10 protein-coding genes and 1 pseudogene are annotated in these 19631 nt (G+C 29.6%); 1 reads left to right on the top strand and 10 read right to left on the bottom strand.

The window, feature by feature from the left end; all coding sequences use genetic code 4:
• Positions 1 to 138: 138 nt before the first annotated feature.
• The 10 genes and pseudogenes from MBOVPG45_RS00230 to MBOVPG45_RS00195 form a co-directional block, all read right to left on the bottom strand.
• Positions 139 to 2100 carry an MAG6090-like repeat-containing lipoprotein gene (locus tag MBOVPG45_RS00230; protein ID WP_013456075.1) on the bottom strand — a complete coding sequence of 654 codons (1962 nt, stop codon included), beginning with the start codon at positions 2098 to 2100 and terminating at the stop codon, positions 139 to 141.
• An 8-nt stretch (positions 2101 to 2108) separates the two neighbouring features.
• Positions 2109 to 2348 carry a lipoprotein, MAG6090 family gene (locus tag MBOVPG45_RS04780; RefSeq protein WP_013456565.1) on the bottom strand — a complete coding sequence of 80 codons (240 nt, stop codon included), beginning with the start codon at positions 2346 to 2348 and terminating at the stop codon, positions 2109 to 2111.
• Between the two features lie 413 nt (positions 2349 to 2761).
• A complete protein-coding gene (gene nusG / locus MBOVPG45_RS00225) occupies positions 2762 to 3361 on the bottom strand; it encodes a transcription termination/antitermination protein NusG (protein WP_013456192.1) in 600 nt (199 codons plus the stop codon).
• Positions 3362 to 3366: 5 nt separating this feature from the next.
• A complete protein-coding gene (gene secE / locus MBOVPG45_RS00220) occupies positions 3367 to 3603 on the bottom strand; it encodes a preprotein translocase subunit SecE (RefSeq protein WP_013456080.1) in 237 nt (78 codons plus the stop codon).
• Positions 3603 to 3752 (bottom strand): 50S ribosomal protein L33, encoded by a 150-nt coding sequence (gene rpmG, locus MBOVPG45_RS04395; protein WP_013456379.1) that lies wholly within the window; start codon positions 3750 to 3752, stop codon positions 3603 to 3605. Before rpmG ends, secE begins: the two co-directional genes overlap by 1 nt.
• A gap of 55 nt (positions 3753 to 3807) precedes the next feature.
• On the bottom strand, positions 3808 to 4392 hold the full coding sequence (locus tag MBOVPG45_RS00215; protein ID WP_013456086.1) for an RNA polymerase sigma factor: 585 nt from the start codon (positions 4390 to 4392) through the stop codon (positions 3808 to 3810).
• Positions 4382 to 5083, bottom strand: coding sequence for a 23S rRNA (guanosine(2251)-2'-O)-methyltransferase RlmB (gene rlmB, locus MBOVPG45_RS00210; protein WP_013456275.1), 702 nt, complete (start codon positions 5081 to 5083; stop codon positions 4382 to 4384). Before rlmB ends, MBOVPG45_RS00215 begins: the two co-directional genes overlap by 11 nt.
• Positions 5084 to 5129: 46 nt before the next feature.
• Complete coding sequence (locus tag MBOVPG45_RS00205) at positions 5130 to 6371, bottom strand: class I tRNA ligase family protein (RefSeq protein ID WP_013456374.1); 1242 nt, start codon at positions 6369 to 6371, stop codon at positions 5130 to 5132.
• Positions 6372 to 6590: 219 nt separating this feature from the next.
• On the bottom strand, positions 6591 to 7619 hold the full coding sequence (locus tag MBOVPG45_RS00200) for an IS30 family transposase (protein WP_080551568.1): 1029 nt from the start codon (positions 7617 to 7619) through the stop codon (positions 6591 to 6593).
• Positions 7620 to 8124: 505 nt separating this feature from the next.
• Positions 8125 to 8912 (bottom strand): annotated as a pseudogene (locus tag MBOVPG45_RS00195) (hypothetical protein).
• Between the two features lie 738 nt (positions 8913 to 9650).
• Here MBOVPG45_RS00195 and MBOVPG45_RS00190 point away from each other — a divergent pair.
• Positions 9651 to 19631 (top strand): PDxFFG protein, encoded by a 9981-nt coding sequence (locus MBOVPG45_RS00190; RefSeq protein ID WP_013456529.1) that lies wholly within the window; start codon positions 9651 to 9653, stop codon positions 19629 to 19631.

Raw genomic sequence — 19631 nt, 5'->3', positions numbered from 1 at the left:
TTATACTTGCTTTAGCAATGTATTGGTTTATTGAATTCTTGAGAAAAAGCAATTAAAATTAGCATATAAAAAATAGAAGCTGAGCTTCTAAATTAATTATTTTTCCAAGGTCTCTTAGTTTTGATTTTGTATTGCTTATTACTTTTTTAATTTTTGAATAGATTCTTCATTTTGTTTAATTTGAGCCTCTTTTTCTTTAATTTCTTCTAACTTTAGTTCTTCTAGATCTTCATATTCAAAGGATAAATCAAGAATAGATTCATCAAGATTATCCAATAAATTTGTCTTTTGCTTTTCAAACCTGCTTTCTAGTTCATCTAATGATTTATTAATGCTGTCTTTTTCAGATTCTAATAATTCTAAAGTTTGTTCATGTTCAGAAACACTTTGTGAAGCTTGAAGACTTTTTAAGATAAGCTCTTGTAATTTTTCAATGTTATCAGCAAATAGTTTTGCAAGTTCTTCTGCACTAGAACGTTTTAAAGAATTTTCGGCAACATATGCTCTAATTTCATTCAACTGTTTTTGTAGCTTCTTATTATATTGTTCTAATATCTTTAACTTCCCTTCTGCATTAAGTAACTCGCAGTATATGTAAGCTTTTTCAAGAACTTTTTTGTTTGCCTCTGCTACTAGTGCATAAAGTTCTTTCTTTTCATGTTCAGCTATTAATATATCTTTGTCTATTTCCTCTATAATTTGGTGATTGAAGCCTTCATTTTCATTTGGGTTAATGAAGAATGAGTCCGAGAAGTTTTCAGTTAGATCTCTTTTTAGTCTTTTTAATGTTTTTGATTCTTCTTCAACTTCTTTTAATTCCTTTTTTAAGTCTTTTTGAATTGACTCCGTCTTAACTTTTTCCTCTTTTCAAGATTTCTCTGCTTTATCTTTTTGTTCTTGTCAGCTTGATGAAATAAGTGAACGAAGCTCTTCAATCTTGCGTTCTAGATCCATGGTTTTAGCACTAAGTTCTTCAGCCTCCTTTATCTTTGTCTCTAAATCATCTATAAAATCTTGATACTCTTTATTAGATGACTCAGCATCTCTTAATGCTTCAATTAAATCTTTAACATCCTGAATACCAGCTTTGCTCTTATTTATTTCGTCTTGCTTAGTTAATAGATCACTTATCTTTTTATTAATCAAATCTCTTTGTTTTACTAGCAATGCTTTTTCTTCTTCATATGCATCAACAACCTGAACTAGTTGTGACTCGTAAGATTCTCTTAACCTTTCTTCCTCTTTTTCTGACTTAGTTTCTAATTCAGCAAATTCTTTTTCTAATTTTAGTTTTTCAGCAGTTAATTTTTCAATTTGTTTTCTGAACTCAGCCTTCTTGTTACTCTTATGATCGATTTGCTTTGTTAGTAATTCAAAAAGATCTTTTGTATGAGCGGCTGAATAGTATTCATGCATAAGGCCTTTGAAATATGCTTCTTGCTCTCTATACATTTGTCTATTTAAAGCTTCTTCAACCAAATCAGTGTATTCATCATCAAATAATCTCATTGTAGCTTCTGATGACTGATATTTGTGATAGTATTGCCTACGCGCTTCATCTTGTTCACGTCTCTTTTGTTTGTCTAAAGCTTTATTTTTTTGGTCAGTATATGTATCATCAAAAATTTTAGCAGTAGAGTTAGATGCTGCTGCTTCGGCTCAAAAAACTTTATTATTTTTAAGGTTTTGATCTAAAATTTTCTTAACTTCATCAGTTAAGCGTTTTTTCTCTTTTTTAATTTGCTCACCTGTTGGGTGTAATTCTATATCTAGTCCCGATATTGAGTCTCTATATGTGTTCATCAGTAAACTTTGTCTATCTAATTTTGGGATTGGTCGGTTGCTATTATTATGGTTATTATTTCCATTTGATTGTGAGCTATTTTCATTATTTGGCTTGATTTCATTAGGCTTGTCTTCGCCTGGCTTGCCATTATTTTGACCTTCTCCTGGCTTTTTGTCTTTTTCACCTTTGCCTTCTTGCTCCGGTTTCTTATTATTTTCTGTAGCTTTAACACTGAAAGTAACAACTACTTCACCACTGTAGTGTTTATTTTCATTTTTAGCTTTAATTACTGCTTTATTTTCACTAGCATCCAAAATAACATCTATATCGCTGTTTTTAAGATTTCTGTTTTTGCAACTAAGGCTTCTATAATTGTCTTTATGTCTTTTTTGCTAATTTCACCTAGATTAACAACTTTAACAACATCTGATAAAGCTTTTTTATCTTCTACTCTAGGTTCATCAGACTTATTTGCAGGATTAATATTATTAAAACAAGATGATGAAACTAAAGGAAATGTTAGTGCTAGCATTCCAGAATTCACTAACCATTTTTTCTTCATTTCGTACCTCGCCCTTTCTAAATTTAATATATTTTTAACTATTATATAAAATCCCCCCCCCCAGACATTTTGCACAAATGTCTAGGAAATTAAAAAAACACACAAAATGTGGAAAAATTTCACCTTTTGTGTTTTATTTCCTGTGTTTTTTTGTAATTTTTGATATATAATTAATTAATTGGCACACATACATTATTTGTTTGTGTATTTTTGGGATACTGGTTTGGAATAAGAAGGCAGATAATAAGCATAAATCACATTTATTCTCACGATAGATTTTTTATTAAAGTGTTGTCTTATTTATTTAAAACAAACAAGTAAGTGTCCTTACTTCATTAATTCGCTTCTATTTATTAACAAAGCAAAAAGCGCCGCAAGTTAACTTGTGGTGCTTTTTGCTTTATTAATGAATATTATTTTTCCTTGCTTTCAACTACTGAATAATCAAAGTCCGTTGGAACTTTTTTGCCAAAATGCTCAACTTCAACAGTTACTTTGTGAATTGATTCATTAGCTTCTAAAACTTTACCAATGGTACCTTTGAATGGTCCTTCGATAATTTCTACTATTTCGCCAACTGTAAATTTGTCAATATTTTTGCCAGAATTAAAATCTTCTATTAGTTGTTTTTCTTTCTCAAAAGCAAGATCAATTTCTTTTTTAGTAACCGGGGTTGGTTTTGTTCCTTTACCTGCTGAACCTATTAATCCTGTTACATATTGTGTGTTACGCACAACAAATCAGGCTTTATCAGTCATATCCATATTTATGAAAATGTAGCCACCATACATATTGCTCATTTTAACTTTATATGGCTCACCAAGTGCTTTCTTTTCGGCTTCTTTAGCAGTCAAAACAGGCTTTTTGAAAATTTTGAATGCACCTTCTTCAGTAGCATTTTGGTTAAAACAGTCCTCAACTTGTTCACTGACAATTCTGTTTTTTAAAGACTCAACAACTTTGTCTTCTTTTCCAGAAACAGTACTAATCATATATCACATGAAACGTTGCATAAGTATTAAATGCCTCCTGTTTTAATCCCAGATTTTGTAAAAATAAAAGTAATTAAAGTAACAAATCCAATAACAATTAAGGTAAATATCAATGAGAACACAATAACTTGAATAAATGAAGCTCAACTTTTTTTAGATGATGGTCATCTGACTCTTTTTAGTTCCTTGACGAACTTACGCACCAAAAATTTCTTCTTTTTTGCTTCTTTTACTTCACTTTCTGCTGTATTTTTCTTAACCATTATTTCTCTTCCTTGTGCATTGTGTGTTTGTTGCATTTTCTACAAAATTTTTTGACTGTAATTCTATCAACTGACATCAAGCTTTTGTTGGTTGAATAATTCATACTATGACAATCTTCACAACTTAGTGTTACTTTTTTTCTAAGCATAGATTAAATTATATATAAAATACATAATTTTATAAGATTTTAAAAAGGTGGTGATTTAGCTAGAATAATACAGTGCTATTTTTTCGATAATACTATCTCTATAGGAATTAAGTTTGTATGTAGAATGTGGTATTCATTTTTTAGATAGAATAAGCTCAATATTTGCAATGTCAGATTTGCTAAAAAACCTGTGAAACAGTCTTATAAAGTCAACTTGGTCTACTTTATCATTCATTTCTTTTTCTGCGCTAATGTCTGTTATATAAATCATTTCATCGATTGAAGACATATTCAAATCTATTGACCTTTTCTTACGAAGCCAATAATTAAGTTTATTTAGACAAAAATTCTTAACTACTTGAGCTATATATGCGTAAAAGTTAGACTCACTTTGATACTTATACTTACGCAAAATAACTGGGCAGTCATTTAAAAATTCATTATATATATCGTCTGCTGTTATAGGAACTTTTTTATAAGTTGATATAACTTTATTGATAAAGTTTAATACTTCAGATCTTAAATTATTGTTAATTGCAATAATGATTTCTAAATTAGAAGAACTATTGAAAAAATCTTCTAAATCTTTATGGTCACTTAGTAAAATTTTTTTGAATTTGGAAACTTTTCTACTTACCATTATTAACTAATTCAAATAATAAAATTCCAGTAGCAACTGATACATTCATTGATTGAACTGTGCCAAACTGTGGAATATAAACCTTAACATCAGTTGTATTAATTATAGGCTTGGAAATTCCTTTTTCTTCATTTCCGACAACCAATGCACAATGTTCATTATATTCAACCTTATTGTATGGAACAGCATTTTGATCTAACAGTGAAGAATAAATTCAAAAACCTCATGATTTAAGTTTGTTAATACTTGCTACAATATTGCTAACTTTTATGATCTTAACCCCAACAAAGCCACCTGAACTTACCTTTAGTACAGTTGAAGTTACATCAGTCGATCTGTCCTTTGGAATAATTATGTGCTTGATTCCTGCTGCATTTGCAGTTCTTAATATTGCTCCAAAATTATGTGGATCTTGAATGTGATCTAAAATAAGCACAGTTTTAGGATTGTCTTTTTTAATTATGTCTATTTCATAGTAATTAAAGTCTTTTAAAAACAATAAATAGCCTTGATGATTTTCTGAATTATAATCCTTAAAAAAATTAGCATCCTTTACTACTGTTTTTATATTTGAAAACTCCTTAATTTTTTCAGCATGGAAATTACTCATCACATAAACTGCTTCAATAGGAAGTTTCGCTTTAATTGCATCAGTAACTGAGTTCTTGCCACACATATATAATTTTTTCATAAAGGTAACCTCATTTTTTCATAACTTATTCCAGTGTGAATAATTACTAAATCAAGTGATTTTTTATTAATTTTTCTCTTAGCTTATCTGCACTTTTATAGTCTTTAATACCTATAAAATAATGTCATTTGTCATATATGTCTAAATATTTTTTGTATGAATTTATGCTTGTTAATTCCTTGTGGAAAAGTGAAAGTATAAAAAAAATATCTTTTGCTCTCTCTAATGAAGGGCTTTTATTAAATTGCCTAATTTCGTTGTTCAATTGGAAATTAAAGTCAGAAAATTCTAGTTTCGAAACAGATTCTAGAGCCTTTAATACTATTTCGGACTTTTCATAAGCCTCATTACTAATGATTTTGTCTTTAAAGAGAGTGAAAATTTTGAACAGTACTTTTTTATACTTTATTTCGATGGCTTCCATATTTTCAATTAATTCTTTAGTGATATTAATGTTAGCACTAACTTTAGCATTAAAAAATATCAACTTCAATATAGTGGCTCCATAAGCATTAATAAAATCATTTGCTAAAATCACATTTCCAACTGATTTAGACATTTTTTCGCCATCAAGGTTTAATTGTCCACAACGAATTCATTCTTTAGTCAAAGGCTTGCCATACAAGGCATAGTGTTGAATATTTTCATTTTCATGATGCGGAAAAGTTAAGTCCATTCCGCCACCGTGGATATCAACACCATTTTGACCAAAATGCTTATCAATCAGGGCGCAACACTCAGTGTGTCATCCTGGTCTGCCTGCTCCAAAATTAGAATAAAATTTTATACCAACAGCTGTTGATTTTCAAAGAGCAAAATCAGCTTTAAACTTTTTATGAAGGCTGTTTTCTTCAAAAACCATATTGTCTAAATTTTGGTTAGACACTACTCCATAACTATCTTTGTTTTTTAAAACATCAAACCAAACATTTCCATTAACATCCTTATAAGCATTGCCAGATTCGTATAATCTATTGATATACTTATTAATATAACTTATATTATGAGTAACTTTTTCAATTTTGCTAATTGTGTTTACATTAAGCTTTCTTAATATCTTTTGATAACTCTTGAAATAATATGAAGCTACTTCACTTTCTTTTATATCTAATTGAATTGCCTTATTAATAATTTTGTCATCAACATCAGTGATGTTGTGCACAAATTTAAATTCTTTGCCTAATTCCCTATAAGCCTTAAGCATAAAGTCAAAAGTCACTATAGGTCTTAGATTGCCTATATGAGGATCGTTATAAACTGTTGGCCCACAAACATAAATTTTTAACATAACAAAATTATATTATAGTAAGCAATTATTTAATTGTCTACAGCTTGTTCATTTTGTTTTATAAATTCTTAAATTAAAAAGCACCTAATTTGAGTATTGAAAAAATAATACCAATTTTTGGTTGTTCTGACAAGAAAATGGCCTAAAGCATAAAAAAAGAATAAAGAAAAGATACTTTTGAGTACTCAAAAGTGCAAAATTTTGTGTTGATGTTAATTTTTATTGCATTTGCTTAGCACATTTAAAGCCTGAGACACCTTTATAAATTCTTGGATGTGAATTTATAAAATCGGCTATTGGTTTTAGATCTTGACCAACATATTTATCTATAGATTTTCCCTTTGGAATGTATCTTCTTAAAAGCCTGTGAGCATTTTCAATGCTACCTTTTTCTGATGATGAATAAGGATGACAATGGAAAATTTCTTTGATTGATTCTATCTCTGGAAGTTTGTAATTTTCACTTCCATTATCAATAGTTAATGTGTCAATAACAAGATTATTGTCCTTAATCAATTTCTCCAAATTTTCTTTTATTGCTTTTGCATTTCTTCTAGAGAGCGTGCAATAAAACATTCTAGATTTTCTGTTGATTAATGTAAGAATGCAATAATTGTCAGATCTTAAACCAATTACAGTGTCCATTTCATAATCATTGTCATTTAGCCTTAAATTAACTGATTCTGGACGTTCAGTAATAAGTTTGCCTATTGTTTTCTTCTTTGTCTCATGCTTTACTGTTGTTCTACTTCCATATTTACCGTTTGATTTATATGGAAGAATATCTAATTTTAGACCAAAAGCACTATGTTTAGCCAATATACGGTAAAAGTTTTGAACTGATGGAATATATGAATTTTGAAGCTTTCCCTGTGCTTCTAGTTCTCTTATGTATTTAAAAATAATGCTTGCCACAGACTGTTTAACAGCTTTACTATCTAAGTTAAAACTATTTCTATTCTTCAAATAAAAGTACAGTAACTGTTTGTAAAACTTAAAAATCTCAATGTATTTCATAAGCAATTTAGAATTGTTTTCTAATCTTTTTGAATCATGTCTTGTTTCAATTAAATTCAAAAATTTGAGAGCACTAATTACATATATTGTTTTGCCTTTTAAGTCCATACCACACAATTTACAACTCTTTTGGTATTTAGCATAATCAATTTTTGTTCCGACTGTAATTCTGTCAAATAAGTTATAAATTGCTCTAGATTTAAAACCTACAGCATCAGAAACAGTTTTAATATTATGACCAGATATTAGCTTTTCAAGAATTTCTTTAAGTCTCAACGGGCTAATGTTATTTTTATTGGTTTTGTGATTTGACTTGGTCAATATTTCATCTCAATTCGTTTCATCAATTACATAATGTACATAATTAAACTTGTACTTGCCGTGCACATTTAATTTCTTTTTAAGCAAGCATAGGTCAGTTGAATAACTAGTATTTTTGTCATTGCTAATCATATATAATGTAAAAGCCTTTCTTTTTTAATTTAGATACTCAAATTTTAACAAAAGGCAACAAAAAGCGCCGCAAGTTAACTTGTGGTGCTTTTTGCTTTGTTAATGAATATGTTCATTTTGTTTTATAAATTTTTAAAGCAAAAAGCACCTAATTTGAGTATTGGAAAGACAATATCAATTTTTAACGATTCTGGCATAAAAATGGCTAAAAGAATAAGAAAAGAATAAAGAAAAGATACTTTTGAGTACTCAAAAGTGCAAAATTTTGTGTTGATGTTAATTTTTATTGCATTTGCTTAACGCATTTAAAGCCTGAGACTCCTTTATAAATTCTTGGATGTGAATTTATAAAATCGGCTATTAGTTTTAGATCTTGACCAACATATTTATCTATAGATTTTCCTTTGTAATGCATCTTCTTAAAAGTCTGCGAGCATTTTGAATGCTACCTTTTTCTGATGATGAATAAGGATAACAATGGAAAATTCTTTGATAGATTCTATCTCTGGAAGTTTGTAATTTTCACTTCTATTATCATTAGTTAATGTATCAATAACAAGAATATTGTCCGTTGCTTAGTCTTATGTTTTACTGTTGTGCTGTTTCCATATTTACCATTTGATTTATATGGAAGAATATCTAATTTGAGACCAAAAGCCCTATGTTTAGCAATATACGATAAAAGTTTTGAGGTGATGAAATATATGAATTTTGTAGTTCTCTTTGTATTTAAAAATAATGCTATCAACAGAAGTTTAACAGCTTTATTTTCTAATTATTATTTGTGCAGTAAAAGCAAATTAATTACTTGCAGAACTTAGAAAAGTCTTTGTGCTTTTTCTGTAGCTTAAGGTTGTTTTCTAATCTTTTTGAATTATGTCTTGTTTCTATTAAGTTTAAAAATTTTAGAATACTAATTTCGTATATTGTTTCGTCTTTTAAGTCTATACCACACAATTTACAACTCTTTTGGTATTTAGCATAATCAATTTTTGTTCCGACTGTAATTCTGTCAAATAAGTTATAAATTGCTCTAGATTTAAAACCTACAGCATCAGAAACAGTTTTAATATTATGACCAGATATTAGCTTTTCAAGAATTTCTTTAAGATGCAATGGACTAATGTTGTTTTTATTGGTTTTGAGATTTGAATTATTTAATATTTCATCCCAATTTGCTTCATCAATTACATAATGCACATAATTGAACTCGTACTTGCCATTCAGATTTAATTTCTTTTTAAGCAAGCATATGTCAGTTGAACAAATATTATTTTTGTTATTGCTAATCATATCTAATTTAAATGCCTTTCATTTTTTAAATTTGATACTCAAATTTTAACAAAAGGCAAGAAAAAGCGCCGCAAGTTAACTTGTGATGCTTTTTCTTTCTTAATGAATATTCAATCTATTTTTTAAATGTGCTGGTCTAACTACCAATTTATTAGAAATTTAGAACCTATATTATTAAAATCTATCAATAATAAATTAATTTTAAATTTTTTATAACAATTTTAATTTTTTATTTAAAATAAATATGTTATGAATTTTCACAACCTATATAATCGAATGAGCAAAAACTCAAACATTAAGAACATTATCTTAATGATATTTTATGTTTGGCTCTAATTTATTAGGTTATTTTTATGTAAATAATATTTGTTGTTTTATTAATCTAAGAGTAACAAAATAAAGTAGGGCAAAAATCCTTCTTTATTTTATTTTGTATTAATTTTCATTCTTCTTCATAACACAATAACTTTTTGCAAGATATCTACAATGCAATCATTAACTTAATATGGAGGCTTTATGCCTAAAATAAACCTTAAAAAACACGTGTGACACAAATACGCAATATCTGGGGGTGTTTTGGCTGGAATAACAGCTATAACTCTTGGTGCAATGTATGGCTATTCAAAAACCTCAAATGAGAAATTAGGTAGAAAAAACTTCACTGACGAAGCTGAGCTTAAAAACATTTTTATTGGCAGAAATGCTAAGCCTAAATCATACTTTCTAGAAGTTCATAATAATAAGCACAAAGTGGATTATGATCCGCTTAGCGAGGTTGTAACTGATGGTAAAACTAGATTAACAACAACTGAATACCTAGATAAGTACTATGCTAAGCATCATGCATTACCATATTTGAACATAAAATATGGCTCATTTAACTTTTACAACCAATACATTGAAGCGGTTAGCCCTATAGAGTTTTACAAATTTACTGAATGATTTATGAAAAATGTATCTTGAGGGCCTGAAATTATTACACTTAAGTCATTCTCGATTGTTAAGGGTGTTGAAATGGCTGGAAACAACATAACCCTAGGTTCACACTCAAACAAAAATAAAGAATACACAACCATCAAGTTTTTCCCTGATGCGTTTTTTGGCACACTTCCAATTTACTCTAGTCTAAGTGGAAGGGGTAATGCTCAAGACTCACTCACTTACAAATTGAACAAAAGTGTTCTTAGTGAGCCTGAATTAAGAAAATTTTTAGCAAACATTGGCAAGTATAATGCTCTTGCTAATATTTCAAATAAGACAATTAATGAACAATTCTTCAGAGGAATTACAAATGTTAGATATCTAAAAAATCAAAAAGTTTATGCTCTTAGACGTCCAGATTGAGAAAAGCAAGTACTAAAAGTTACTTATTCAGATGTTGAAAGAAACAGGTTAGTTCAAAAATCACCATATTTATTGATTGTTGCGGCTAATAGTTTGGCTGAAGCAAAAGAAAAATTCGCTACGAAATTAAAAGAATATAAAGACAAAGATTCATTAAAACTTTTAGACGGCTTTAGTGCAGAAAATGTTAATTTTGAAGAAAAGATTATTGCCAATGCCGAAATAAAAACAAATAATTACAACAATACTAATGAAATAGTAGATAAAGCATTACTTATTCATTTTGATGATGGTTCATCATACACAATTCACAATGCTTTTGGTGAAGTTTTAAACTCATCTACAGGTCAAAATGGCGAGAAGTCATTTAAAAATTTAAATAAATATATTCAGTTTGATAAAGCTCTAAAGACTGTAAAAAATTTAATTGAAGACTTAACTTCTCGTTTTATTGAACAAATTAGAACAAAATTTGAGCCAAACAAGTTTTCTGAAGAAACTCTTAAAAATTCATTAGCAAAATTTAGTGAGTTAAATGGCCTTTATAGAGAGTGACTAACATTAAGACAAACCATTGAATATATGGAGACTGACTTACGTAACTATGCTGGTGCAAGGAAGGCTATTGAAGATGCTGACAAGCTTATAAAACAACTTGAGGATGATATTAAAAAAGCTAATAGTAATGAAACAAAGAAAAAAGATTTAGAAGCTCGAAAGACTAAAGCAACAGCTGACAAAAAAGCTGCTGAAACTGTTATTAACATTACAATTTTCAAGAAAACTCGAGAAAGCAGAGTCAAAGAAAGAGAAGGGACTATAAAAACTCTTGAAAATAATGTTAAACAGTTTAAAGATGCTATAAACAAGGCAAGCTCGGATACTAAACTTAAACTCACTTTGGAAAGAGAAATTAAAAGAATTGAGCTCACAATTAAAAACGCACAACAGTTGAATGAAGATGATAAAAGCTTGCTAAATGAATTAAAAGATGTAAATAGTAGCGAAACAACAAACGGCAATAACAGTGGTGCACAACAAAAACTTGTTGATGCATTGACCGAAATCCTAAGCAAAAACAAGGAAAGAGCTTCCGCTTTATTAGACACAAATAAAAAAACTGGCAAAATAACAACATTTGCAAATGAATTATCAAGCAAATTTGGCATTAAAACAGATGGTATTGAAACATTAAATTCTCTTGTTACTATGTATGACTCTTTTATCAATGATCCAAGCATTGATAAATTGCAATCTGAATCGTTTTCGTCTAAAAATGCCTCTGAAAAAGCAAAGCTTCTTAAACAAGTTGATAAAACTGTTTTTGATACTACTCAACAGTTAAATAGACTAACTACAGGCACAAGTCCAACTGAGCAATTTGTTGAAAAAGACTATTTTGCAACTGATGTGGCTTACTTGCCTTCTGAATTAATTTCAGTTGAAACCTTGGTTGATGCTAATACAAAAGCGAAATTAAACTGAAGAGATTTTTACAATCTAGAAGAATTTGTTAAGGATAGAAAAAACATTCTTCAAGATGGGGCAACTGAGTTTTATGCGTATTCAAAATTTGTTAATGATCAAAAAACTGAATTAAGTAAGAAAAACGCACATTTAGGTGCTGATTTTGACTATGCTACTATTTCCAACAAGCGTGAAACTCTTAAGAAAGATTTAGAAAAAATTAATGCAGAAATCGCTAAGTTCGATAACAAAGTTGAAGCAATTAAAAAGCTAGTGGCTCCATATTATGAGAATAAAGACTTATTCCCTAAAGATTTTAGCTTACTATACTCAGAAGTGTTGGATCCTAAAACCAACAAAAAGAACTTTGATGAGTTTTGAAGCTCTAATGCTAATGTTGTTTTGGAATACTTAACAAAAGCACTTGGAGATGATAATGCTGAAGATGATGAAGGAAAAACTATTAATGGTTTTATCAAAAAACATAGTCAGAATGAATTTGAGAAATTAACTAAACTTCTTGCAGAAAGTTCACAATTAGTCGAAAAAATTAATTCAGGAAAATCTACTGATGATGACAAACTTAAAGAAATAGAACTAGGTAATAAAATTAGAGAACTTAGAGACAAAATTGATGAAAATGACAATCACATTCAAAATAAGATCGCTAGAGTTATAAACGCTAAAATTGATTTCCAAAAAGCTATAAATTTAGTTAAAGAGCTAAAAAAAGATATTGATGAATATAAGAAAAACATTGCAAAAAGATATAACTCGACTTTCTTAATGCAATTATCTGATTACCAACTAAGCTTTTTAAGCTCACAAAATGTGCAAAACAACAGTGAATTAGTAAATGCTTACAAAAAACTTATAAGCTCGTTTAATAATTCATCAACAAGCTTAAATAAAAAAGTTGAAGAATACATTAAATTAGTCGAAGAAAGTAAAAAACAAATTGCACAAACACTAAGCAATGAAGATTATGCTGCTCAATATTCATTACTAAAATATGGCGATGAAGATGCTATAGAGAAGAAATTAGATGAAACCCGAAAAACCATCATTAAGAGACAAGTTAAAGAATCTTCATCTAAGTCTAAATGAGACAAAATAACAAACGTGGTTTTAATAAAGGCTCTAGAAAGTCACAAAATTGATGATTCAAAAACCTTAACTGAAGTTTTAAAATCATATGCAGACCGTGTGCTTGCATTAGTTAAAGAATTTTATGAAAAAGCTAGTGATAAATCTCATTCAGTATATGATCAACTTAAGAAAAAATATTCTGATGACCTAAAAAAAGTTGAGGACTCTATTAAAAAGCTTAAAGCGGAAAAAGCTACACTATTAAATAAAACTGGTGAGACTGCAAAAATCAACAAATTAGGGCAAGAGATTGATAAACTTTTTGCTGATTCTGTTGTGCTTGCTGAACAATTAGAACAACTTAGATTTTTCAAAAACTGACATAAAACTACTTTTAATGAATTGAGTGACATTAAAAATAAGATAGATTTAAAATCTCTTCCTGCCCTGCACTTATTAGTTCCATTTAACAAATTTGAGGCTGAATTAAGTGTGTTTTTAAATTATAAAAACACTTCACTTGAAAGTAACTTATTCAAAGAGCTAAATAGACTAAAAAGAGTTTTAGGTGAATTAAACACAGATATAAGAACAAAAATCAGGCCGATGGTAAACAATGAAGCTAAGGCTTATTTTGAAGCTTATGAAACATATCTAAATTACAAAGATGAGCTTGATAAACTAAGAGCTGAAAAAGATTTGCTACAACGTGGCAATCAACATCTAAGAAGTTTAAAGAATGGCAATAAGCACACTGAATATGCCGAGATTTACAACAACCTTCACAAAAAATTTGAAGAAGATTCAAATAAAAATGAGTCTGCATTACTAAATTCATCGTCACTAAAAGAAGATCTGCTTTCTTTATTTGAAAATGAGGCAAAAAGCGAAAGGGCCAATGTTGCTTCATTTAAAAAAGATCTCTCAAACTTTACAACGGCACTAGAATCAAGCATTATGAATGACGCAATTGTTGCTAAGGCTAATTCTTATCTAAATGATATTAAAAAGTCCGATTCAGCTGTTGATAGTGAAATGAAGAAAATTAAAGAATCAGAAAATTCATCGCAACTAGGCAATGAGTTAAAATCATTTGAAAATAATATAACTAATGCTTACAAGAAAGAATCTGAAGCTTTTATAAGCAATTTCAAACAAAACATAATTGTTGAACAATATAAAGTTCTTTATAGGGAACTTAAGACAGCCAAAAATGGTGATGAAAACGAATCTATAAACAATAAATCAGTTCCTGAATTTTTAAAGAAATTTGAGAATCCAACACGTGAGTCAGGTGGTACTGTTGGAGATATTGTAAGAAGACTAGGAAGAAACTTGCCACTTCCTGGTAACGCTACAGTTAGCAATCAAAATTTAAATCTAGACAATTTCCTAAAAGCCTTATATTCTAATGTTAATGGTATTGAAGTATCAACAATAGAGACACTCAAAAAATTTGTTGCTGAATTGCAAAAACAAGCCACAGGTTTAGTAACAAAAATACTTCAGGAAAATCAAAAGCATAAAGAGCAAAAAGATAATTTCTCAAATAGTCTTTTGAAACATTTTAATACTAAAATTGAATCAATTTATAAACAAATTAACAAAGATGACTATGATAACTCAAGCGTTGTTTCTGATTTATCAGCGCTTTCTGATATAGTCACTGAATTTAATAAAAAATTCAATATTGAAAGTTCACAAAATAGTGAATTAAGCAACTATGCGCAAGAATTTAATAATTTGTCTAAGAGAATAGAAGAAATTGTTAAAGAACTAACCTCATATAAGACCTTGATATTAGGTTTCTTAAACAATGAGGGATGAGAAACTAAAACTAACAGAGACATTTCAAAATATCAAGCTGCTTGAGTAACTTCCCCATTCATAGATGTTTTAAAATCGGACAAAAGTAAATTAACAAAATTAACTGACTATATTAACAAGAGAAAAGATATTGATGAAAAAGCTAAAAAGACTTATTTGCAAGCTTTAACAGTTGAAAACTTTAAAAAAATTGAGGCTGAATTATCTAAATTTAAAAAGCTCCCACAATTAACTCCTAAAGCAGGTACTGCTCCTATAAATGGTGAGGTTCTATTCAACTCATTTGTAGGAAGAATGGCTAAAGTTGAGCAAGATATAGATAAAAGTATTGACAAATTTGGCAAATATTTAAATGGTCTTGGTGAATACTTTAACACATTAATTGCTCCTGCTATAAGAGATCATAAATTATATGAAGCATATAATCACTCATTAACACATTCGGCTAAGATTGTTGAAGGAATTAGAAAAAATCAGTTGCTAAAAAAAGCTAGAGAGCTAGATAAAAATGTTCAAGCAAGACAAATAACTAATGAAAATGATGTTATTATAGCTAAGTCAAAAATTGAGCTTATTGATATTCTAACTAAGAAAAAAATACTTAAGCCAAATGCTACTGCCGCTGAAATTGATAAATTAATTTTTAAAGCAGACATTTCAGATATTAAGAAAAACGGAAGCTCATTAGAAGTTACTATTAAGAATGTTGATCCTGAAAATGCTTTTGGTTCAGAAACAAAATTTGGTAGCAAATTTGTCAAATTTTCAGTAGATGCTAATGCTGATAAAAATATTATTAAAAATATGAATGAATTTTTCTCAGTATTAGGCTACAAAAAGATGGTTGCTCCTTCAGTTATAAAAGAAGAAAATGAAGTTAGCAATCCAGAAACAGGCAAATCAGAAAGATCATATGATGTTTTTGCTGATGCATATGAAGGATTGACTGACGAGCTACTAAAAGAAGTTCCTTATGCTGGTGAGTGACTAGAAGGCTTACACATTAAAAAGTCAATTAACTCTGATGGTGTAATGGAATATTCATTAGAAAACGGCTATTACCTAGGCTTTACTAAAAATAGCCGTGTTGGGTTATGAGCAATTTTGAAAATGTCAGATCCTAACTTTAAAGGTATATCAACTGACTTCCTTAAATTTGTTGGAGCCCATGAATATGGTCACCACATAACTTTAAATGGCGCTCATGACTTGAGTAACAAAGGAAGTGATCCAATATTTGTTAGTGCGCTTACACCAAATGCAACACCTAATATTAATAACTACTATAGCAAAGATGCTGTTGAATTGTATCTTAAGGCTCGTACCCACGTAGAACTAGGCACAAAACGTCTTTTAGATGAATTTGGAGCACTTAAAGACTATGGTGAATATGCTGAATTCCGTTTTGCCAAAAAAGGTAAAGATGGCAAAATAACATTTGACGATAAGCCTGATGATGCTATAAAATCAATGGAAAAAGAATCAGACATATGAGGTGTTGGTTTAGAAGATAGAGATTTATGAAAAGCACTGTCAAATAAGAACAGACGTTTCTTACAAGACTTTGCTGGAATGCTTGAAGCAGTTAAGAACAGAAGAGAACAAAATGGATTGAAGGGTGCTGATGAAAAATGACTAAGTCCATTTGACATGTGAGTTATTAATGCTATTGACTACTACTCAGGTACACTTAACCCAACAGTTAACAGCGCATTGAAAGATGCTGCAAAAGTTAAGTATATGGTTAAGAACGATAAAGGCGAATATGAGTTCAAAGAAGCTAGTCTTTCAATGCTAAAAGGCATAATTAAAGATGGTCAAGGCAAATTAATTGAATTTGAAGAAGTAATTAAGAATGGTTTAAAAGTAATTGAACCTAAGGTTGTTGAAGGCGTAAAAGATGCTGAAGGAAACTATGTAATAATACATAAAGTACTAATGCATAATGCTGATGGTTCACCCGTGCTTAGTGTTCCATTAAATGTTGATTTAACTGACACAAAAAGTCCATACTATGACAAAAATGCAGTTAAGTTTGTTAATGATAAGATAAATACAATTGTTAAAACAATTAAATCACTAATTGTTGATAGATTTAACATTAATGGATGAAACACTTCAGACACAAGATTGTCGCTTGATCCTACGATTTCAATTGACTATCCGGAGACTAGAAATATATTTGGCACAAGGTTGCCAAGCACTGTAACAAATATGTTTTCTAATATATACAAAAATTACCTTGCTAACAGAGATCCTGACCAAGGATACTATAAAAAAGGCAAAGATGGTCAAATACCATTTATTAAATACTACAATAAAGATGGCTCAGAAAATACATCATCAAACATCCTTAAAGCACTTCCAAGTAATCTAATTTACGAAAATCCTAGATATTATATAAACAGGAACAACAGTAGCGCTCCACATACGGTCAACGGAACATCATCTGATATTAAGTTAGGGCACGTTTTAGGCGCCTTATTTAACTCAGGAAACTCACTTAACAACAATATAAATGGTGGTGCTGGTCAAATATTATGAATTGATAAAGATACAATGTATATGCCTAATGTTAAGTTAGAAACTGCATTTGCAGATCCATTCTTTGCTCAATCATTACCTAGAGATTATCTTCAAGTATTTAACTCTAAGAAGATCATTAAATGACTATCAAAATACACACCAACATTTATAACATCTAGCTCAAATCCTAATGGAATTTGAAATATGCTAGACAGCTTAGGTCATGTTATTTCATTCCCAGATACTTCAAAAGCTGACTTTACACAAGTATCTAAATTAAAAATGAACTACACTGAAAGTCTAAAACGTTTAGATCATAATGTGTTAACTGGTTTGTTTAATTCATTTGCTTCTGCAATTAGTAAAGATGGCTCAATTGAGTTTGAAGACTACAAAAAATGACTAGAGTTTGTTAATGTTGACTTAACTAAAGCTAAGTATGATAAAAACAGTGATACAGTTAACTGAACAGTTGATTATGTTAATTCTAAAGTTGATATAGAAAAATTCAAAAAAGCCTATAAAACAGAGATAATAGACAAATTAGGTAACATGACAGAAATGTCTGAAGAAGAAAAAAATGTCTTCAGAGAATTCTATAAAAAAGCTTCTGCCGATTCATCTAACCAAATGTGAGCTAATGACATTATGAGAAGATTTAGCTCATCACTATTTGCAATGTTTAACTCGGCTTTAACATTCGACAAGCTTAAAGATAAAAATAAAGATGCAATGTGAATTTTTGACCAAAAACACGGTTATGGTGAGTTCAAAAAACAAGAGTTTAAAATTGACGGTGCTGATAGAAAAAAATGAGAAATTGGTGCTGAAGATACAATCAAAACATATGAAAAACTTGCTGAAAAATTCGAAGTAGATTTAAAAGCAATAACTTTAGTTGACTCGCTTGTGTTTGATGGCAAAATTCAGCTATACACCGACCAAACTTTTGTACATGTAGCATTACAACAATATGAATTAGTAAATATATTCACATCATTGGCTAATGCTGCATTCCATACTGGTCCATCTAATGATGTAAAGAATTACTTTATAAATAAAACAGAACGTAAGTTCAATGAATTGTTCTCTGACTATACATATAACTTTGCTGAAGTTATAAACCGTGATAACTTACAAATTACATACTCTCCATCAAATCATGATTTTGGCAATATGCCTTCGTTCTTATCTAATATAAGTGAATCAAACACTGGTTTAGAATACGTTGTGGATGGCACTACTACTGCTAAGTGAAAATCTAAAGCACTTAAATTGAATGATAGGAGCGGACGTAATGGTATTACAAATGCTATCTTAGATTATGAAAGATTAGCTGATAATGAAGAAAAATATAAAGCTGATGCGCTAAATTTAAGATACAAAAAAGCTGTTTTATCAGAAGATAAAAACCTAAGCGATGATTCAAACTACAACAATAGTTACTTTGGCGAGTTCCAATCAATAAACAATGGTTGATTTAAGGACAGATGATATCGTGACTTCTTAGGCTTCAAACTTTACGATGATAAAGGTAAAGAAATAGTTGATGACACAATCAGAATTAAAGACTTAGAAGGAAAAGTAGTAAATACTAGAGCTAGAGCTTACTGACAATACTATATCCAATCTCAGGGCGTTGGCAAGAGAAATATCTCTGGTATATGAAGAGATGGAAGTAAGGATGCTGTAGCAATGTTTGGTTACTTATCTAGTGACATTGCTGACAAAGCAAACTACATTGCTTTTAAAGACAAAAAAACTGGTGAAGTTAAAACCTTAAAGATAACTAAAGATAACACAAGCAATATGTTTTACTACAAAACTCAAAACATTGAAAATGAGAAAAAGCATAATGAAGCTAAAAGCGATGAAGAAAGAAGTAAAATCCGTCACACATTAGCTGATGAACAATATGACTACAGCGATGCAAATGGAAAACACAAAGGTAAAGGTTTTGTTTCTTGAGTAAGTGACTATGGAATAATGTCAAAATATAGAAATGCACTTCTGCTCCCAGGACATACATATTCAGTTTACTTCTCTAGTGATGAACAGGGAACTAAAGATATTCTTAATGCTGACCTAGGTCAATGAGAATCAATTGCTGAAAATGGTAAGACATTCTCACAAGCTTCAATAAGAATGGCAAAAAGCGAAAAACCTTATAAAATAGATGAAAATGGCAATAAAGTTTATGAACATATTCTATATGTTTATGACCAATTTAATGGGGTTAAATAG

Origin of the sequence: Mycoplasmopsis bovis PG45 (assembly GCF_000183385.1) — a bacterium.
Lineage (GTDB): Bacteria > Bacillota_I > Bacilli_A > Mycoplasmatales > Metamycoplasmataceae > Mycoplasmopsis > Mycoplasmopsis bovis.
Note: the sequence above shows the minus strand (reverse complement) of the source record. Positions and strands in the feature narration are given on the sequence as shown.